At 50.4% G+C, this 18,941-nt stretch carries 15 protein-coding genes and 2 pseudogenes; 11 read left to right on the forward strand and 6 right to left on the reverse strand.

All coding sequences use genetic code 11. The features are described from left to right. Nucleotides 1-110: 110 nt before the first annotated feature. The 3 genes from alaS to mltG are packed head-to-tail and all read left to right on the forward strand — an operon-like array spanning nucleotide 111 to nucleotide 4,141. The gene (gene alaS / locus WC490_05920) at nucleotides 111-2,636 is read left to right on the forward strand and encodes an alanine--tRNA ligase (GenBank protein ID MFA5098142.1); all 2,526 of its coding nucleotides are present in this window, start codon (nucleotides 111-113) and stop codon (nucleotides 2,634-2,636) included. Further along, on the forward strand, nucleotides 2,617-3,045 hold the full coding sequence (gene ruvX, locus WC490_05925) for a Holliday junction resolvase RuvX (GenBank protein MFA5098143.1): 429 nt from the start codon (nucleotides 2,617-2,619) through the stop codon (nucleotides 3,043-3,045). Before alaS ends, ruvX begins: the two co-directional genes overlap by 20 nt. Continuing rightward, nucleotides 3,020-4,141 carry an endolytic transglycosylase MltG gene (gene mltG / locus WC490_05930; protein MFA5098144.1) on the forward strand — a complete coding sequence of 374 codons (1,122 nt, stop codon included), beginning with the start codon at nucleotides 3,020-3,022 and terminating at the stop codon, nucleotides 4,139-4,141. Before ruvX ends, mltG begins: the two co-directional genes overlap by 26 nt. On the opposite strand, the gene WC490_05935 is transcribed toward mltG, so the two are convergent. Both WC490_05935 and guaA read right to left on the reverse strand, forming a co-directional pair. Next, nucleotides 4,122-5,126, reverse strand: coding sequence for a hypothetical protein (locus WC490_05935; GenBank protein MFA5098145.1), 1,005 nt, complete (start codon nucleotides 5,124-5,126; stop codon nucleotides 4,122-4,124). The two genes, mltG and WC490_05935, sit on opposite strands and share 20 nt — an antisense overlap. Nucleotides 5,127-5,165: 39 nt before the next feature. Further along, nucleotides 5,166-6,722: a glutamine-hydrolyzing GMP synthase gene (gene guaA, locus WC490_05940; GenBank protein ID MFA5098146.1), complete on the reverse strand. Its 1,557-nt coding sequence runs from the start codon at nucleotides 6,720-6,722 to the stop codon at nucleotides 5,166-5,168. Between the two features lie 97 nt (nucleotides 6,723-6,819). Here guaA and WC490_05945 point away from each other — a divergent pair, with 97 nt between their 5' ends. After that, a complete protein-coding gene (locus WC490_05945; GenBank protein MFA5098147.1) occupies nucleotides 6,820-7,938 on the forward strand; it encodes a hypothetical protein in 1,119 nt (372 codons plus the stop codon). An 81-nt stretch (nucleotides 7,939-8,019) separates the two neighbouring features. Here WC490_05945 and WC490_05950 read toward each other — a convergent pair whose 3' ends face one another. The 3 genes from WC490_05950 to WC490_05960 are packed head-to-tail and all read right to left on the reverse strand — an operon-like array spanning nucleotide 8,020 to nucleotide 10,718. Then, nucleotides 8,020-9,180, reverse strand: a complete 1,161-nt coding sequence (locus WC490_05950; protein MFA5098148.1) for a GuaB3 family IMP dehydrogenase-related protein — start codon at nucleotides 9,178-9,180, stop codon at nucleotides 8,020-8,022. 54 nt (nucleotides 9,181-9,234) lie between these two features. Beyond that, a complete protein-coding gene (locus tag WC490_05955) occupies nucleotides 9,235-10,383 on the reverse strand; it encodes a trypsin-like peptidase domain-containing protein (protein MFA5098149.1) in 1,149 nt (382 codons plus the stop codon). 32 nt (nucleotides 10,384-10,415) lie between these two features. After that, nucleotides 10,416-10,718 carry a type II toxin-antitoxin system MqsA family antitoxin gene (locus tag WC490_05960; protein ID MFA5098150.1) on the reverse strand — a complete coding sequence of 101 codons (303 nt, stop codon included), beginning with the start codon at nucleotides 10,716-10,718 and terminating at the stop codon, nucleotides 10,416-10,418. Between the two features lie 91 nt (nucleotides 10,719-10,809). Here WC490_05960 and WC490_05965 point away from each other — a divergent pair, with 91 nt between their 5' ends. Then, the gene (locus tag WC490_05965; protein MFA5098151.1) at nucleotides 10,810-11,976 is read left to right on the forward strand and encodes a vWA domain-containing protein; all 1,167 of its coding nucleotides are present in this window, start codon (nucleotides 10,810-10,812) and stop codon (nucleotides 11,974-11,976) included. A gap of 183 nt (nucleotides 11,977-12,159) precedes the next feature. Here the strand turns inward: WC490_05965 and WC490_05970 are convergent, their stop codons facing one another. Then, nucleotides 12,160-12,717 carry an ORF6N domain-containing protein gene (locus tag WC490_05970; protein ID MFA5098152.1) on the reverse strand — a complete coding sequence of 186 codons (558 nt, stop codon included), beginning with the start codon at nucleotides 12,715-12,717 and terminating at the stop codon, nucleotides 12,160-12,162. Nucleotides 12,718-12,972: 255 nt separating this feature from the next. Here WC490_05970 and WC490_05975 point away from each other — a divergent pair, with 255 nt between their 5' ends. The 6 genes and pseudogenes from WC490_05975 to WC490_06000 all read left to right on the forward strand — a co-directional run bounded on the left by WC490_05975 (nucleotide 12,973) and on the right by WC490_06000 (nucleotide 18,507). Beyond that, entirely contained in the window at nucleotides 12,973-14,916 is a 1,944-nt protein-coding gene (locus tag WC490_05975; protein ID MFA5098153.1) for a carboxypeptidase regulatory-like domain-containing protein, read from the forward strand. Then, nucleotides 14,897-16,162, forward strand: a complete 1,266-nt coding sequence (gene glyA, locus WC490_05980; protein ID MFA5098154.1) for a serine hydroxymethyltransferase — start codon at nucleotides 14,897-14,899, stop codon at nucleotides 16,160-16,162. The genes WC490_05975 and glyA overlap by 20 nt, the downstream gene beginning before the upstream one ends. Next, nucleotides 16,159-16,845, forward strand: a complete 687-nt coding sequence (gene ftsE, locus WC490_05985; GenBank protein ID MFA5098155.1) for a cell division ATP-binding protein FtsE — start codon at nucleotides 16,159-16,161, stop codon at nucleotides 16,843-16,845. Before glyA ends, ftsE begins: the two co-directional genes overlap by 4 nt. Further along, nucleotides 16,835-17,716, forward strand: a complete 882-nt coding sequence (gene ftsX, locus WC490_05990) for a permease-like cell division protein FtsX (protein ID MFA5098156.1) — start codon at nucleotides 16,835-16,837, stop codon at nucleotides 17,714-17,716. The genes ftsE and ftsX overlap by 11 nt, the downstream gene beginning before the upstream one ends. Next, a pseudogene (locus WC490_05995) lies at nucleotides 17,716-18,171 on the forward strand (SurA N-terminal domain-containing protein). The gene ftsX and the pseudogene WC490_05995 overlap by 1 nt, the downstream one beginning before the upstream one ends. Nucleotides 18,172-18,237: 66 nt before the next feature. After that, nucleotides 18,238-18,507 (forward strand): annotated as a pseudogene (locus WC490_06000) (peptidylprolyl isomerase). The last annotated feature ends 434 nt before the right edge of the window (nucleotides 18,508-18,941 follow it).

The following is an 18,941-nucleotide window of genomic DNA, read 5'->3' on the forward strand; positions in this document are numbered from 1 at the left end:
CGACCCCGGCAGGTTCCGGATAATAGACACCGAAAAACAGAGCCAGGATGCTTCTCAGGACCAGATAAAGGGGTTTGTCCGCCAGGCGCTGGGGCTCTAGAGGTTTTTTTGTGAAAGCAGGCGACATCAGGACAAAATTCCTCAAATACTTTGGCGACCGCTCGCATAGCGTTATTGCCGGTTCCTCTCTAATACCAAAAGACCCAACGGTGCTTTTGACCATGGCGGGAATGCTCCAGTTCAAGCCGATCTTCCTGGGTCTTGAAAAGCCTGCGCACTCAAGAGCGACAACGGCACAAAAATGCGTCCGCACCAACGACATCGAAAATGTGGGGCAAACCGCCAGACATCACACTTTTTTTGAGATGCTCGGCAATTTTTCGTTCGGGGACTACTTCAAGAAGGAAGCGGTCGCTTTTGCCTGGGAACTTTTGACAAAGGAGTTCAACATAGACAAAAGCAGGCTGTATATTGCCGTCTACGAAAAAGACGCCGAGTCAGAAGATATCTGGAAAAAGGACATGGGCGTCCCGGCCGGGCGCTTGATCAGGCTGGGCGAGGACAACAATTTCTGGTCCGCCGGCCCCACGGGCCCATGCGGCCCCTGTTCCGAGATCTACTATGATCTGGGGCAGGAGCAGGGCTGCGGCAAAAAGGAATGCGCCCCGGGCTGCGACTGCGACAGGTTCCTTGAGATCTGGAACCTGGTGTTCATGGAATTTAACCGGGACGAAAGCGGCACACTTACGCCTCTCCCAAAAAAGAACATCGATACGGGAATGGGGCTTGAGAGAATAGCCTCGGTGCTCCAGGATGTCAAGACAAACTTTGACACCGACCTGTTCCGGGAAATGCTCAAAGAGATCCGCATTAGGTCCGGCAAAGACTCTGTCATAACCCAGGTTTCCCAGCGCGTTATCGCCGACCATGTAAGGGCAGCGGTCCATCTTATAAGCGACGGGCTAACCCCGGCAAACGAGGGCAGGAATTACATACTGAGGCGCATCCTGAGAAGGGCCCTGCTTCACGGCAAAAAGCTCGGGATAGCCTCCCCGTTTTTGAACGAACTGTCGCAAATACAGATAGGTTCGGACAAAGGTTTTTATCCGGAACTGGAAAAGAATGCAGCGCTAATAAAGAAGACGATCCTGGATGAAGAGGTCAGCTTTGGGCGGACCATAGAGCAGGGGGCCTCTCAGCTTGAAGCCATGATAAAGAGGGCATCTTCCGGCATCATTAAGGGCAGCGATGCTTTCAAGCTCTACGATACTTACGGGTTTCCGCTGGAACTTACAAAAGAAGTTGCAAAGGAAAGAGGCTTTTCGGTTGACCAGGCGGGTTTTGAAAAAGAGATGGGACGCCAGAAAGAGACCAGCAGGTCGCATGCATCAAAAAAATTCGCTCTGGGAAAGATACCTCAGGTAAAAGGCTATCCTTCCACTGTCTTTACGGGCTATGATGAGACTGAAACGGAGGCCCTTGTACTGGGGACTATAGACGGCTATCTTATACTTGACCGCAGCCCCTTTTATGTCGAATCCGGAGGACAGGACAGCGACAGAGGAACTATCATAGTAGAAAAGAACGCTCTGGAAGTGAGTTCTTTGATAAAGACAGCGGAGGGTGTCATTCTGCACGGCATATCAGGCGATCTTATTCCGGCAAAAGGGGAAAAGGTAAGAGCGGCGGTGGACAAGCAGATCAGATCGCTCATTTCCGCGCACCACACCTCCACACATCTTCTTCACCGCGCTCTGCAGGAAGTAGCCGGCAGCTCCGCTCAACAAAAAGGCTCTTCGGTAACATCCGAAAAGTTCAGGTTCGACTTTGTGAGCGGTTCCCAGATAAGGTCGGAAGACCTTAAAAAGCTCGAGGATATCGTAAACGAAAAAATAAAAGAGGCTCTCCCGGTCAAAACCGAGGTAACATCCCTTGAGGAGGCAAAAAAGGCCGGAGCAAAAGCCCTGTTCGGGGAAAAATATGCCGGCACCGTCAGGATGATAAGGATAGGGGACTTTAGCCTTGAGCTGTGCGGAGGCACACATGTCAAGAATACCTCCGAGATCGCTTTGTTCAGGATAGTAAAGGAAAGCGCCGTTTCTGCCGGCATACGCAGGATAGAGGCTGTCAGCGGCAGAGCGGCTCTCGCATACGAAGAAGCAAGAAAAGAGGAAGAAAGCAGAAAGGCGCAGGAGGCCGGACAAAAGGAAAAAGCAAAGCTGCAGGCCGCCGCACTTGAAAAAGAAAGCGCCTTAAAGGCCGCTGAACTTGCGGAGAACAGAGAAAGCATCGGTGGTGCCAATTTTGTTTTCGGGCTTTTCAGAGGATATGACCACTCGATCTTGAAGAGCATGACCGACATCATAAAGAGCAGCGTCCCGTGCGCTCTGGTGCTTCTGTCAAGCGTTGCGGAAGAGGATAACAAGGTGAGCATGGTTGCTGCGGCCTCTTTGGAAGCTGCAAAAAGAGGGCTTTCAGCCGATAAACTGCTCAAAGCGGTGCTTTCTACAACAGGAGGCAGAGGCGGAGGAAAAGAACTGCTGGCGCAGGGAGGCTTTACCGACTCGTCAAAAGCGCAGGAGATAAAGCGGGCCGCACTGGAGTTCATAAACAAAAATGCGAACCCTGGGGATTGATCTAGGCAATAAGAGGGTGGGAATAGCGGTATCCGACCCGCTTGGCCTTACAGCACAGCCGCTGGAAGTATTTCCCAATAACAGAGGGCTTATTAAAAAGATCAGGGAGATCTGCAGAGAAAAAGAGGTTTCTTTGATCATTCTTGGTCTTCCCAGGAGCCTTTCGGGAGAGCTCAACGATGCGGCGCAAAAGGCCTCCGCGTTCTCGGAAAAACTAAAAAAAGAGCTTGGTATACCGGTAGAGCTTTATGATGAGAGGTTTTCAACCTCTATAGCCTGGAACAACTTTAGGCAAACAGGGGTGTCTCAGAAAAAGGGCAGGGGCTCCATAGACAAAATGGCGGCCGCGGTCATATTATCGGACTACCTGGACAGGAAAAGAAATGAAGGAAATAAAACAGGTATTTGACCCAATGCCACCGGTCCCGACGCTAAGGGCTCGGCTCCATTTGGGAGAAACGAACCGGAGCCGAGCCTTTAGGCTCAGGCATCTAATAAATCCTTGGATGCTAACCGGCCTGACCGTCTTTTTGTTCTTTCTCTTTCTTGCCGATACACTCTTGCACTCAAAAAACATGTTCGATGTTACTCCTGTTAGGGTACAGATACCCGATAATTCATCCGCAAGGGAGATCGGACAACTGCTTTTTCTGTCGGGCATAAGCGACAGGCCTTCTTCCTTCCTTGTGGCCGCAAAATTGCTCAACCTTGACTCCAGATTAAAGGCGGGCAACTACTATTTCAGCCCTTCTATGACCAATTATTCAATACTAACGCAGCTTTCACAGGGAAGGGTGCGGGCAGGAGAGGTAAGGCTAACCGTGCCGGAGGGGAGTTCGATCTACAGGATATCAAAGATACTTGCTTCTTCCGGGGTTTGGCTGGATAGGCCTTTTAACGAGGAGGCCTTGCAGCCGGCAGGAGACAAACTAAAGCAGGGCCATGTTTTCCTTGCTTCCAACACAACAAGGTCTTTGGAGGGATACTTGTTCCCGGACACTTATTTTATTTCCGCCAATATGAAGACGCAGGATCTAATTTCCATGATGCTTGGCCGCTTTGAAGAAGTGGTCCTGCCCGTATGGAGGTCTTCGAGGATAAAAAAGTACACTCTGCATCAGGTACTGACCATGGCCTCCATAGTGGAAAAAGAGGCCGAGACCGATCTTGAGAGGCCCATAATAGCATCCGTTTTTTATAACCGGCTGGAAAGCGGCATGGCGCTGAGGGCGGACCCCACAGTTAAATACGCTATCCCTAATCCCACAAAAAGGGTCACCTACAGCGACCTGAAGTATCCTTCGCCTTATAACACATATCTCAATAAAGGGCTTCCTCCGGGCCCCATTTGCAATCCGGGGCTTAAGTCCATCCTTGCCGCCATCCATCCGGCAAAGACAAACTACATCTATTTTGTCTCAAACGGGGACGGCACTCATACTTTCTCGGTGGATTGGCAGGGTCACGAGCGCGCGGTGAAAAAATTCAGGAATCTGTCAAAATGAGCCCGCCGTCTTTGTCCCTGATAATATGCAGGTAAAAGCCGGGCCCCCGGGTAAAAACCGGGGACTGCGCCGGCACTGTAAGAGCTTCGATGTCTATTTGATCAGTTAAAGGAATTACTTTCCCTTCAACAAAATTGTAAAAGCTGACAACCTCCCTTTTGGGAGTATATCTTGTGTATTTAAGTGAATAGACGAAATTTTCGGGATCCATTATCCAGCCCCACAGCGACACAGAATAGAATGGGGAGGCACAAAAAAAACTTTCTTCGACATTGCCGATAGCATCGTCAAGCAACCCGTCCCGAGCAGCGGATATGACAGACTGTTCAACAAAGGCCTGCGCCGTTCCATCGGTGAACTTCTTCTTTTTATCCAGAACAAGGAACTGACCTTCGTTCGATTTTAAAGCGGAAGGAATGAAAAAGGTTGCAGGCAGTGGTGTCTCCACGGCATAGGATGGAGCAACAACCTTAGTTGAATCAGCTCCGAGCAGCAGGAACCTATTCTGCCAAAGAAATGCCTCCGTTGCCTCAACAAAAACACCGCTAAAGTTGGCGAACCTGAGCCCCAGATACTCTCTGGCTTTTTTTATGTCTTTTTCAAAATAAGTGTGCGTATCATAAGAAAGACGCTCTTTCAACTCATATTCCAGAAGACCTGTAAGATTTCCTGCCTGCACATGATGCCCACTTTGATAGTGCACACCGATCAATCCGGCGCTCATAAGCCCTTCGGAGTACCGGGCTGTGGAACAGACAGACGGCCTTGCTGGGCAATTTTTGCTCCTTTGTATCGTCGAGCGCACCACGCTCCTGCAGGGCAGGTCGGGTTTTGCGATCGAAAGGCTAGCCCTCTGGACATCTGCATCTTTCATGTTAAAAAGCTGATGGATGGGACCCGAGGTCATAAGGCTCTGTCTGCTCCTCATAGCTGAGGACACGGCGTAATTATGCCTAAGTACTCTAATGGATGATAAAAAGCTCATATCGGCTTATCGCTCAGCTAGGAAGACGATTTCAGGCGGCTATTCCCACTCTATGGTCGAGGGCGGCTTTGAGGATATATCATACACCACGCGGTTTATCTCGGGCGTTTCATTTATTATGCGGCTTGATATTTTTTCAAGGAGTTCATACGGCAGTTTGGCCCAGTCCGCGGTCATGGCGTCATTAGAGGTCACAGCGCGGATCGCGATAGTGTTAAGATAGGTCCTTTTGTCGCCCATGACCCCGACGGTTCGTATGGGAAGCAGTACCGCAAAGGACTGCCAGACCTTATTGTAAAACCCCGCCTTTTTTATTTCCGTGACAACTATGTCATCAACATCCTGAAGTATCCTAACCCTGTCCCGGTTAAGTTCGCCTATTATCCTTATGGCAAGCCCTGGTCCGGGGAACGGCTGCCGCGAGATTATTTCTTCGGCAATACCCATCTCTCTGCCGAGTTTTCTAACCTCATCCTTGAACAGTTTCCTCAATGGTTCAATAAGTTTGAACTTCATCTTTTCGGGAAGGCCGCCGACATTGTGGTGGGTCTTTATTCTGGCAGCCGTTGAAGCGGACTTGCCTGAGCCCTTAAAAGCGCTCTCTATCACATCAGGATAAAGCGTTCCCTGGGCAAGAAACGGAATGGCCCCAAGTTTTTTGGCTTCTGCTTCGAACGTGTAAATGAACTCGTTGCCGATTATGTGGCGTTTTTTTTCCGGGTCAGTGACGCCTTTAAGCTTTTCATAAAACTTTTCCGAAGCGTCTATGTAGATTATCTTTATCTTAAAATGCTTTTCAAACATCTCTTTTATCTTTTTGGCCTCATCCTTCCTCATAAAGCCCTGGTCTATGAACATGCAGGTCAGCTGGTCGCCGACGGCTCTGTGGACAAGAACTGCCACAGTGGTAGAATCGACCCCTCCGGAAAGGGCGCAGAGTATCTTGTTTTTACCGACGGTAGAGCGTATCTTTTCGGTCTGGCGCTCGATAAAGGATTTGGTGGTCCAGGTTGCCTGGCAGTTGCAGATTATATAGACAAAATTCTTTATTATCTCGTCTCCGTGCTCTGTATGAATGACCTCCGGATGGAACTGTACCGCATAGAGCTTCTTTTCGATATTGCCGATCGCGGCCGTGGGGGTGTTTAGTGAATGCGCCATCATCTTAAAACCTTCCGGCACCTTTTCCACGCTGTCTCCGTGGCTCATCCAGCAGTTTATCTGCAGAGGAAGCCCCGCAAAAAGATTGGTATGATCATCGATGTTGAGGGGGGTTTTGCCGTATTCTTTGGCATCAGCAGCTTTGACCTCTCCTCCGAGTTCTTTTGCCATCAGCTGCATCCCGTAGCAGATACCCAGAATCGGAATGCCGCTTTCCCATATCCTCGGGTCCAACTTTGGAGCATCCTTGTCATAGACACTGTTGGGACCGCCCGAAAGGATTATCCCTTTCACTTCTCTTTTCTTCAATTCTTCGAGCGGGGTTGAGTAGGGGAGCACCTCCGAATAAACATTGCACTCGCGGACCCTTCTTGCTATCAGCATGCTGTACTGCGCGCCAAAGTCAAGGACTACTATGAGGTCGTGCTTTTTCATGGATTTAGTTAATTATATCACAAGAATATATAATGAAATTCCGCAGTAAAGCGGTCGATATCCGTTTGTCGGCAAATCCACAAAAGGAGCTTAAGATATGGGCGCTTCACACAAAGTTTCGGAGATTGGAAGTTTAAGGTTCCACAGCCTGACCGTTCCGCAAAACGGAAACAGGCCCGGGATATTTTCGGTCAACATCTGCGAACGCGGTTTCATAATTAATTCCGAAATGGCAAGGCTGGGAGCATCAGATATTGAACTCCTGAAGGGACAAAGCGATCTCCAAATAGCAGGAGCTTTTAATGAGGATCCAAACGCAAGGCTTTCCGCCATGAACAGCATCCTCATGGCACCCTGGGCTAACAGGATGATAGGTCCTGTTGTAGATGCTCGTGGTCTGACAAATGTGGAAGTCTCCTTTATGGGACAGAGAAGGCTTGTCCCAACCAATTTCGAAGATACCTACAGGCTGCACGGACTGGCTTATGCCAACGAGTATCACGATATATGGGCTCACGACCTGCCTTCGGGAGGAATAGCTCTCACCGGCATTACAGAAATATCAAGTGACCAGTGGTTTTCAGATCTTTGGCTAAGGCACAGCATTGGGCTCAATAACGGAATAATGTTCAGGATCGTGAATGTTAAGAACATAGGACAGCAGCCGGCCCCCGTGTCCGTAGGCGAGCATCCGTATTTCCGCATACCTGAAGGGCAGGACCGCGGCCTGATCTCCATGCAACTTCCCGGTGTTGCTACAATACGCCTTGGGCAGGACGGGAATCCAGACTTTGACACTAACCCCCTAATGCCTATTCGGGAAACTGCTTTTTGGGGGCTTGCAGCGGGCTTTAAGAATCTCGGAGATCTCAATTTGAACAACAGTTTTTTGCTCCACCCGGAAATGGGTGTAGTGTCGGGCGACGCGGGAGTTTTATTTGGACAGGCGGGATACGGCATTTTTCTTTCCTCGCCGACATACGGGGATACCGTTAACGTTGTACATGCGTTTGCCCCGCTGGGCACTTCACATCCCGCTGACGGCAAGGCAGTAGCGCTGGAATTGCAGGGAAATTATCTTGCTCCTCTGCATCCCATCTGGGAAGTGTATTCCCCGTTAAGAGGAGTCTCGGGAATGCATCCAAGCAGCATGAAGATCCTTGAACCCGGAGATGAGATGACATGGAGTGTTACTCACACGGTTAGAGGACTATAATACCGTCATTATTTAGACAAATAAAAGTTAAGCCTGCACTTTAAGGTGCAGGCTTATTATTTGATCCGATCTATGCCTTTACTACTTATACATCCCCAGCGACTGGGCTTTTTGAAAGACTTTGCCTTCCGTAAGGATCGAAGGCGCTATTACTATTTCAACTTTTTGCATTTCTTTTATATTGGCCGCGCCAAGGGTGCCCATAGAGGTCTTTAAAGCGCCGACAAAGTTTTCAGATCCGTCATCATATTTTGCAGGGCCGAGAAGGATCTCTTTTAATGTTCCGATAGTTCCGACTTTTATTCTTGTTCCTCTCGGAAGAAGAGCGTTGGGAGTTGCCATGCCCCAGTGAAAGCCTCTGCCAGGGGCCTCCTTAGCCTTGGTAAGAGGCGATCCGATCATCACCGCATCGGCCCCGCAGGCAATGGCTTTACAGATATCCCCTCCGACCACCATCCCTCCGTCGCCTATAACGCTGACATATCTGCCTGTTTTTTTGAAATAAGCATCCCTTGCGGCGGCGCAATCCGCGATAGTAGTAGCCATAGGGACCCCGATACCCAGCACGCCTCTGGAAGTGCAGGCAGAGCCCGGGCCGATGCCGACCAAAAGTCCGGAGATCCCGGTCTCCATCAGTTCCAGCGCAACATCATAGGTGACGCAATTCCCTATGATAACAGGGACCTTTGTGCCCGCGCAGAATTTGGCAACATCAAGAGGCTTGAAGTTTTTTGCCTTGTGCTTGGTTGAGACGACCGTAGCCTGAATGACCACCACATCTGCTCCGGCAGAGGCCGCTATTTTCCCGTACTCTTCCGCCGCCTGTGGAGTAACAGAAACCGCGGCTACGCCTTTTTTGGCCTTGATCTCCTGTATTCGTTTCTCTATAAGTTCTTTTTTGACCGGCTTTTCGTAGAGCCTTTGCATGAGGGGAACATAGTCTCCTTTTGAGGCTGCCGCGATCTCATCCAGGACCTTGTTAGCATCTTCATATCTGGTCTGGACGCCCTGAAGGTTAAGGACCCCAAGGCCGCCGAACTGGCTCATCATCGCGGCTGTACTAGGGTCCACCACGGAATCCATGGCAGAAGCTATTATAGGGATATCCAGTTTAAGGCTTCCTATAGAAGTCTTTGTCTCGACATCATCGGTTTCTATCGTTGCCAGCGACGGCACCAGCGCTATCTCGTCAAACCCGTAAGCCCTTCTGACTTTTTTCCCGAAACCTAACTCTATTTCCATCTACATCTCCTTTTTTCTCCCCTCTCCCTCTGGGAGAGGGGTAGGGGGTGAGGGCTATTGAGCAGGCATTTCTCCCACGCTGATCGACAAAGTCTTCATCTTCCCGTCAGAATAGACAGAAAGAGTTAATCTGCTGCCGGGTTTTTGGGACTTGATGAGTTCCGAAAGCTCCGAAGCGCTATTGAGTTTTTTTCCGTTCACGGTCCTTATCACATCATATTGCTTGAGCCCGGCCTTGCCTGCTGGGCTGTCCTTAACCACCTGCATGACAATTACGCCTTCTGCCACCGGCAGGCTCATATAATCAGCCACCTGCTGATCAACATCCCTCATGTAAATGCCTATCCAGGGGCGGACCACTTTTCCCCGGGTAATAAGTTCGTCAAGGACTTCCTTTGCCGCGTTGACCGGTATGGCAAAGCCTATTCCCTGGGCGCCCGCTGCCACCGCCACATTAACTCCCACAACTTCCCCCTGTATATTGATCAGCGGACCTCCGCTGTTTCCCGGGTTGATCGCGGCATCGGTCTGTATCAAGTTCTTCTTTCCTATCCCGTCAAGAGCTCTGCCTGTAGCGCTGACAATACCTGCCGTCACGGTATTACTGAACCCGTAAGGATTTCCGATGGCTATTATCCACTGTCCCGGGCGCAGTTTTGAGGAATCGCCCATTCGCATAAAGGGAAGACCTGAAGGCTTGTCAAGTTTAAGGACTGCGAGATCGATATTGGAATCAAGACCTATAACTTTGGCATCAAGTGAACGCCCGTCCCTTAGCGTCACCTTTATCTTGTCGGCGCCTTTTACCACATGGGCATTGGTCAGAACATGCCCCTTATTGTCAATAATGAACCCTGAACCGGCGCCTTTTACGGGAATGACGCGGTCCTCAAAAAGGTCCCTTGCTCTTGGATCTATCTGGAAACCGAAATGTTGTTCAAAATCCTTAAAGGGATTAAAGACCTGCTGGTGCTGCATCTTAACCACATCTATATTTACGACCGCGCCGCCGACCTTTTCTACAATGTCAGCGATAGTCTCGTTGGGTGAAACTGAGGCTGCTATGCCTGAGGAATAAGGCGCCTGAACGGGCTCCTGCACGGGTTTGTCCAAAGCCTGGGACAACTGCACATAAAGCCCTCCTGTAAATATCCCTATGAGCAGAACAAGAACATAAGGCGAATACTTCTTCAGCTTCATCATTATGCCCTCCCTTATGAATATTTCCACCGCGGTCACCCGTTGAGCAGCGGCTCTTTTTCACCGTCAGCCTGGTTTTTTTGGGACGCGGAATACGCCTTGACCAGTTTTTCCAGCTCTTCTACCACGGGCTTGGGTATCCATATCTCCCCGCACGACTCGCAAACAAAGGCCGGGACATCGTCTATTACATATATCCTGCCGTCCTCGTTGTAATCCAGAGAAACCCGTTCAAAATATAAATGACCCCCGCAGGCGCTGCACAATCCGGGGTTCAGTTTCTCATAGATTTCGTCCGCTTTTTTCGAGAACATCCTGATTTTTGATTTATTATACATTATCTTACCCGCCTTGACAACAACTTGATGGACAGGATAGACTTATACTTGCCGAAAGAGAAAATCAAGTACCGAAAGGGGGTGAAACATAATGAAAAAGATTCTCTTTTCTTTATTCATCTTTGTTTCATTGATAGCAGTGGCGGCAACGACCGGTTGCAGCGTTATCACCTCGACCACGGATGCCACAGGCACAGATCCTGGTAGAGTGACCACCCCTTTGGCGGCTGTTTCAGGTTCCGCGACAAAATCGGGCACCTCTTTCACGATCAATCTGAGCTCGATCATAGTCGGAGGAACTCCCGTAGAAGGGCTTGGGGCCTCAAGGTTCAAGGTGTTCATAGGAGGAGTTGCAACTCCGGATTCCACCTACACACCGGTCGCAACGACCATCACTGCCACTTCAGCGAGCAAGATAGACATGGTGTTCATCATGGACAACACCGGAAGCATGTCCAGCAGGATAAAATCCGTAAAGGACAGCATTTCGGCCTTTGCAGCCTCACTTGAGGCCAGCGGAGCCGATGTTAAGTTCGGTGTCGTTTCCTTTGGCGACACGCCAAGCGAGCAATCCGACCTTCCGCTTCCTGCAACAGCAGAGGCGGTAAGCTCCTGGCTGGATGCACTAGCAGGTGTTGGCGGCGGTGATATCCCCGAGAATCCGCTTGACTCCATAATGTATGCGAATGACAACTTTACATGGAGAAGCGGAGCTCAAAAGGTGTTTATCGTCATCATAGACACCAGCGCGCACCAAGCAGGGGACGGCTCGGCCTTTACAACAAGGACTCTCGCTTCCGTAGAAGCCTCTCTGTCAGGAAATGCTACAGTATATGTCGTGAGTCCAAAACTGGATTCCGGTTCTGGACCGGACGGATACACAAGTACTGCCGACATGAGATGGCTTGCGGACGGTTACGGCTGGTTCTCCGGGGTCACGTCAACGACCTACGGATCCACCAGGCCCTATACCGGGACCGGCGGCAAATGGATAGAACTGGCTGCCTCGGGGGTCATAGACCTTACGACGCTGGGCATTTCAACGACCGTTACCAAGGGCTACACTCTGGCGTTCACATACACGCCGGGGGCAACAGGAGTGTATTACATACACGTGCTTGTTGATACCAACGGCGACGGCGTCTGGGATTCCGACGGTCTGATCACGATCACTGTTTCCACCCTGAGCAGCAGATGGCTGCCCAACGGAGAACTCTCCAACGCGGCAGAAAAGATCACAGGGCCAAAGAGCAACTGATCACTGGTTTCTTGGTTTTTTACGGGTCCCCTTGTCTAGGACGAGGGGGCCTTTTTTTTATCATCACGAACATCCGGACGCGAATTAACGCGAAATATTTCCCGCGAAAGAAGGCACGCGAATTCCTCGAACTGACTCGAACGCAATAATTATGCTAATCCCGACGCTAAAGCGTCGGCTCCTCTAATCTCTCAAAAAGCCTATACTTGATTTTGGTTTTGTCTCTTCTTTCATTATCTGTCTTATTGCGTCAAAAAGCGTTAAAATGCCTTTATCATGCTTGTCGATCCGGGATTCGAGTTCTAGAAGCTTCCTTTCCATTTCTTTGTGAGCATAAATAATGTTCCTCAATTTTACAAACGCTCTCATTATAAGGATATTTACTCGAATAGCCCTTTCGCTGTTCAAAACACTGGACAACATGGCGATACCCTGTTCGGTAAAAACATAAGGCAGGTAACGCCTACCGCCGCGTTTTGAGGTTCCAATTTGGAACCTCAAAGAAGAGTGCTCTATTTTTGTTAAGCGCAGCATAAAATCAGAGGGGAATCTTTTTCTGTTGCGAAACACGGCCTTGTTCAGCTCTTTTGTTCTTATTCCATACAGGACAGCAAGGTCGCTATCAAGCATGACCTTTTGGCTTCTTATTAGCAGAATACACTGTCTGATATTCTCTGTTGAAATGTCAAACTTGTTGGGTTTTTCAACACTTCGGCACCCTTTTTTAACAATTCCACTCATAAAATAGCCTCCTTACAGAGCCTAATAGCAATTTCCCCGCCTCCGTGTTCGCGATTGTTGGGTTTGTTCACATGCCTCTTTTCGATAGGCCCCGACCTTGAAAGGCCCGCCTGCCAAGCCTTCCCGTCTCGGCGGGACGGCGGGCAGGTCGGCTCCCGGGGAAGCAAAAAAGGAGCAGACGCTTCAGCGTCGGGTTGCTTGCGGTATCCCCCGCATTTCCTTGACAATAATCTTCTTAATAAGTAAACTTAACTTGTGAAAAAAATAGCTTTTTTGTTGATTGTGCTCGCCTTTTGCTTTGGCTGCGGAGAGGACGGCCCGACAACGACCGGTATCGTGAACGGTTTTGTGGTCAACCCGTCATTAACCCCCGTGTCCGGCGCCGCGGTAACGGTGGGGGATGCTTCTTCAACAACGGCCTCTAACGGGACTTTCAATGTCACTTCTGTCAAGAGCGGCCTTCAAACGCTCTCCGTTACGGCTTCCGGTTATATCCCTTCAACAAGGCAGGTCACCGTTTCCGCCCTTGAGCCCACAAGTGTCCCGATGATAGTGCTGGACCAAAAGGACAGCAAATCAACAGAGATAGGCCCCGGAGGAGGGGAGGCGGCAAGCACGGACGGGGCGGTTAAACTCGTTATTCCGGCAGGAGCATTAAAAGAAGCGGTCAGTGTTTCGCTGTCGCATCCGGACCTAACGGCGGCTCCGCTTGCAGCCCCGGAGGGATATAAGATCATCTATCTGGTTTATATAAGCCCTCAGGGCACTCTGCTTGATGCTGCGGCCACATTGACGATCCCTCTGCCGGCAGAAGCAGTCTCTTCTTCTTCGGTGCCGTTCTTTCACTTTGACATGGCATCTCTTTCCTGGACCGCGGCAGGGTCCGGTTCCGTATCAACTTCCACGGTCTCGCTCAGCATCACAAAGTTCGGCTGGTTCGCAGCCGCTATACCCGTATCAAGCGGCTCTGTCTCGGGAAAGGTGGTTAACTCCTCGGGACTTGCGATAGCGGGAGCCAGCGTCTGGACGGGGTCTAATATAACGGCCGCTGATTCAGATGGCAATTATCTTCTGGCAAATGTGCCCTCGGGAGCCGCTGTCATCAACGCGGCAGCAAGCGGCTACACCTCCAACAATGTTTCTGTAACGGTGGCATCAGGAGCCATTGTCTATGCCGCCAGCATAGTCCTTACATCTACATCTTCATCCTACGGGACAATAACCGGAAAGATAACAAAAGCAGCCGATTCTTCGGCGGTATCAGGCGCCAAGGTCTCCTCTTCGGGAAAAGAGACCTATACAGACGCTTCGGGAAATTATGTGCTTTCGGAGATCAATCCGGGAACCGTCACCGTTTCTGTCAATGCCTACGGCTTTGCCTCTACGACGGATACTGTCGTGGTATCGGCCGGCTCTACCTCCAACAAGGATTTTTCTCTTACTGCAGTCTCAGTCTCTTCCTTCTCCGACGATTTTGAGACGCCTTACATACCCTGGACCTACGGAGGCATCTGGCACAGAGCACAGAACTCCTCTACAATAATCGACACCTTGGCACCCGACTATGTTTCCCTTCCGGACTACGCTTCTACCGCCGGGGCGATCCCCTCGGCAAAAAGCGGAAGCTACAGCGCCTGGTTCGGCAGCGATGCTCTGGGCTGCTATATCGGCACGCAACAGACAGACCCAGTCGATCCTGCCCTGTCGGGAGGGAGTTCGGTCCTTCGCATGCAGGGAGACCTTACGACCCCGGAGATAGACTTGAACGGTTATGCTGATGCCACCCTCATCTTCTGGACCTGGTGGGAAGTTGAGGGAGTAAATCCCGCCACCGGGTACGACATCATGAAGGTAAAAGTATCAAGGTACGGGGAAACCACTTGGACAGACCTGCTTGTGATTAACCCTGTTGATGATCCCGACCCGGATTCCAAAATAGCCTATGTTCCTTATTCTTCCGGGGGCTACAATAAAGCAGGGGTCTGGACCAAGCATCAGCTTTCTCTTTCGCCTTATGTGGGAAGCAAGATACAGGTCAGGTTCTCCTTTGACACCTACGACAAAAAATACAACGGGTTCCGCGGTTGGTTCATTGACGATGTTTCCATCTCTCCAGACCGGCTTTCTCTTTCCTCCATTTCTTCGTATGATATAATCAAAACAAGAGGGAGGATCCAGAATGCACCCCGGAATAGATAATGTAAGGCTGACGGACCCCGAAACAGCAAAAGCCATCGACATGGAGATGGACCGCCAGAGGAACAAGATAGAGCTGATAGCCTCCGAAAATTTTACCAGCAGGGCCGTGATGGAAGCAGCCGGCTCCTGCCTTACCAACAAGTACGCGGAAGGCTATCCCGGCAAAAGGTATTACGGCGGCTGCGAGTGCGTTGACATTGCGGAAGAACTTGCCATCAAAAGGGCAAAAGAGCTGTTCCAGGCCGAGCACGCCAATGTGCAGGCACATTCCGGCTCCCAGGCAAACACTGCCGCATATCTTGCCTTCCTCAAGCCTGGGGACACCGTGCTGGGACTTGACCTAACTCACGGCGGACACCTGACGCACGGAAGCCCGGTCAATATTTCCGGCATCTATTTCAAATTTGTTCCGTACGGCGTAAAAAAAGAGGACGAACTGCTGGATTATGACCAGTTGCTTGCTCTGGCAAAGGCAAATAAGCCAAAGATGATAGTTGCCGGGGCAACCGCCTATCCCAGGACCATCGATTTTAAAAGGCTCAGAAAAATAGCCGATGAGACGGGAGCCTTTCTCATGGTGGACATGGCGCACATCGCCGGCCTTGTGGCAACAGGACTTCATCCGTCCCCGGTCCCGCACAGCCATGTGGTCACATCCACAACGCATAAGACCCTTCGCGGCCCCAGGGGCGGCCTTATACTCTGCCCGTCGCAGTATGCCAAGCAGGTTGACATGGCAATATTTCCCGGGATACAGGGAGGACCTTTGATGCATATTATCGCCGCAAAAGCGGTCGCTCTCAAAGAAGCCCTAATGCCTGACTTTAAAAAGTACCAGGAGCAGATCCTGGGGAACGCAAGGGCTCTTGCAAAAGCCCTCATTAAGCACGGCTTTAGGCTTGTATCCGGAGGGACAGACACTCATCTTATACTTGTTGACCTTAGGTCAAAAGGTATCACCGGCAAAGCAGCCCAGATAACTCTGGACGAAGTAGGGATAACCGCCAATAAGAACACCATTCCTTTTGACCCTGAAAAGCCTTTTGTCACCAGCGGCCTTAGGCTCGGGACCCCGGCCGTAACGACCAGAGGGTTCAAAGAGGAACAGATGGAAGAACTGGCTGCCCTGATATCCGATGCGCTCAACAACACCGGCAACGAAAAGATAAAACAAAAAGTCGCGGAAGGCGTAAAAGAACTCTGCGGCAGATTCCCTCTTTACGAAGAAGGGGCTTTTGAAGCGTGATCGCACTCACTTCCGTAAGCAAGGTATATCCCAACGGGGTCGAAGCGCTCTCGGGCGTTGACCTGTATATAGGAAAAGAAGAATTCCTCTTTGTGGTGGGGCCCACCGGCTCCGGCAAGTCCACTCTTCTAAAAATGCTATACAGGGAAGAACTGCCCACCAGCGGACAGGTAAGCGTTGACAGGATAAACATCGGAGAATTAAAACCGGCTCAGGTGCCGTTCTTGAGAAGGAACATCGGAGTGGTGTTCCAGGATTACAAACTGCTGCCTTTAAGGACCGTATACGAAAATGTGGCCTTTGCCTTAAGGGTTTTGGGAGCTTCAAGGACACAGATAAGAAGACAGACAACACAGGTCCTGGACCTGGTGGGGCTGCTCAAAAAAGCCAACTGCCTTCCCGGCGAGCTGTCAGGCGGGGAGCAGCAGAGGACCTGCATTGCAAGAGCGATAGTCAACAACCCTCCGCTTTTGATAGCGGATGAGCCCACCGGCAACCTTGATCCGGCCACCTCCTGGGAGATAATCCAGCTGCTTGACAAGATAAACAAAAGGCACACCACCGTTATAGTGGCCACGCACAACAAGGCCATAGTGGACGGGATGAGAAAAAGAGTGATAGCGCTTGAAAGCGGCAGGATAATCAGGGACCAGCAGCTTGGAGTATACAGCAATGTCCTTTGAGTTCTTTTTAAAAGAAGCCTGGACCGGTTTTCGCAGGGCTGGCGTGATGAGCCTTGTCTCGCTTGTAATAATAACCGTCTCGCTCACCGTGTTCGGAACTTTTCTTTTGGCTATCTTTAATCTCGGCACCATGGTCTCTTCCGTCGGATCAAAGATGGAGGTCGCCGCCTATGTGGACAAGCAGATAGACGATTACACCGGCAACACTCTGATGCTGGAGCTGTCAAAGATAGAAGGGGTGGAAAAGGTCAAGTTCATACACCGCGACGAGGCCTGGGCAGCCTTCAAAAAGGATTACGAGGGCAGGCTGGAGTTAGGCGATATAGTCAAAGAGAACCCTCTGCCGAATGCTTTTGTGATAAAGGTCAAGAGTCCGGACCTTGTAGCCATAGTGGCAAAAAAGGTCTCCAATATGCCGCAGATAGACGAGGTAAGGTTCAGCGGCAATCTTGCCGACCGGCTCAACAAACTGCTTGAGGCAGTGAGGCTCGCGGGCTTTATCCTTGTCACCCTTTTGATAATGGCAACTCTGCTGATAGTGGTCAACACGATCAGACTTACGGTCCTGTCGCGCCAGACGGACATTTACATCATGAAACTGGTCGGGGCCACTAACTCCTTTATAAAATGGCCATTTATACTTGAAGGGATAATAATAGGGGTGGCCGGTTCATGCGTTTCTGTCATAATATTGAAATTTTCCTACGATCTTGTTTCTTCCAGGATAGCGGCGGCGCTTCCTTTCATTCCTCTCATAACCTCAAAAGCGGCGCTTTTCTGGATCTACAGCGGAGTTGCCGCTCTGGGAATACTATTGGGCATCATCGGCGCTTATATTTCGGTAAATGCCCAGCTAAAGGAGTCCGTCTAATGCTGTCAAAACTCAGGAAGAACATGAAATGGATACTTATAACGGTGGCGGTGGTCTTTGCGGCCACGATGTTCTACGGTATGGGCTATCAGGGCGTCAAGGATATGTCGGAAAAAAATTCCAAAGAAACGGGTCTGGCAGAGGTCAACAAGGAGAGTGTGGACCGCTTCAGATTCAACCAGCTGCTCAATCAGCTGGCTTCCTCAGCCAAGGGAGGGCTTGATCCTTTGACCGCTATGTACATTCAGTCCATGGCGCTTTCGCAGCTCACGGATTTTACGCTCATGAAGCAGGATGCGTCAAAAAGCGAGAAAGTGTCCTCCGACGAGATAAAGAACGCCCTGTCCCAAATAATGACAGCCAATAAGATACAGAGCGAAAAGGACTTTGACAGGGGTCTGAGACAGCAGGGTTTTTCGCTGTCTGACCTGAAAAAGATGATAAAAGAAGAGATCCTGGTACAGAAAAAAACCTCGCGGCTGCGCGAGGGGATTTCTCTTAGCGCAGACGACTTAAGAGAGGTCAGGGCGCAGCACATACTCCTTCCGGACGAGAAAAAGGCAAAAGAGGTACTGGAGCTGGTCAGATCGGGCAGGGATTTTTCTAAACTGGCAGAGGAGTATTCAAAGGACCCGGGCAGCGCCGTAAAGGGAGGGGACCTTGGATTCTTCAAGAAAGGCGCCATGGTAAAAGAGTTTGGAGAGACAGCCTTTTCGCTTAAACCGGGACAGACCTCCGGCCTTGTAAAGACGCATTTCGGCTACCACATCATTAAGGTGACTGACACAAAGCTCATAAAGAACCCGGACAAGGAAAAACTTCTTGAAGAAAAGAAGAAAGCCGTATTTGCCTCCTGGCTGGAGGGCTTAAGGTCCAAGGCAAAGATAGAGATAAAAGATCCCGCCATTAGAGCATTTGACAAAAGGGTAAAAGGGGACTCACTGGGCTCGGTTGCGGAATACAAAAAAGCTATTGATGGCAATCCTAATAACCCGTACTACAGGATCTTTTATGCCGACCTGATGAAACAGCTGGGCAGCCCCCAAGAAGCCGCGTCCCAGTACCAGAAAGCGGCTGATCTGGCCGGGAACGACTTGTCTGCCAGGCTTTTTATCGGCAAGTCGCTGTTGGACATGGCAAAAACCACATCCAACCCCGCAAGCGGAGAAGCTTATAATTCTATGGCAAGGAACCAGTTCTCTATGGTATCGGTGCTTGCAGGCGA

It is taken from the genome of Candidatus Margulisiibacteriota bacterium, assembly GCA_041650635.1.
In the GTDB taxonomy this organism is placed as follows: domain Bacteria; phylum Margulisbacteria; class WOR-1; order JAKLHX01; family JBAZKV01; genus JBAZKV01.

What these genes read in the sequence shown, in the direction of transcription:
- guaA (MFA5098146.1), bottom strand. Translation starts at nt 6,722, where the DNA reads ATGAAAAAGCACGACCTCATAGTAGTCCTTGACTTTGGCGCGCAGTAC.
- WC490_05965 (MFA5098151.1), top strand. Translation starts at nt 10,810, where the DNA reads ATGAAAAAGATTCTCTTTTCTTTATTCATCTTTGTTTCATTGATAGCA.
- WC490_05960 (MFA5098150.1), bottom strand. Translation starts at nt 10,718, where the DNA reads ATGTATAATAAATCAAAAATCAGGATGTTCTCGAAAAAAGCGGACGAA.
- ruvX (MFA5098143.1), top strand. Translation starts at nt 2,617, where the DNA reads ATGCGAACCCTGGGGATTGATCTAGGCAATAAGAGGGTGGGAATAGCG.
- mltG (MFA5098144.1), top strand. Translation starts at nt 3,020, where the DNA reads ATGAAGGAAATAAAACAGGTATTTGACCCAATGCCACCGGTCCCGACG.
- WC490_05945 (MFA5098147.1), top strand. Translation starts at nt 6,820, where the DNA reads ATGGGCGCTTCACACAAAGTTTCGGAGATTGGAAGTTTAAGGTTCCAC.
- ftsX (MFA5098156.1), top strand. Translation starts at nt 16,835, where the DNA reads ATGTCCTTTGAGTTCTTTTTAAAAGAAGCCTGGACCGGTTTTCGCAGG.
- WC490_05950 (MFA5098148.1), bottom strand. Translation starts at nt 9,180, where the DNA reads ATGGAAATAGAGTTAGGTTTCGGGAAAAAAGTCAGAAGGGCTTACGGG.
- WC490_05970 (MFA5098152.1), bottom strand. Translation starts at nt 12,717, where the DNA reads ATGAGTGGAATTGTTAAAAAAGGGTGCCGAAGTGTTGAAAAACCCAAC.
- WC490_05955 (MFA5098149.1), bottom strand. Translation starts at nt 10,383, where the DNA reads ATGATGAAGCTGAAGAAGTATTCGCCTTATGTTCTTGTTCTGCTCATA.
- glyA (MFA5098154.1), top strand. Translation starts at nt 14,897, where the DNA reads ATGCACCCCGGAATAGATAATGTAAGGCTGACGGACCCCGAAACAGCA.
- WC490_05935 (MFA5098145.1), bottom strand. Translation starts at nt 5,126, where the DNA reads ATGAGCTTTTTATCATCCATTAGAGTACTTAGGCATAATTACGCCGTG.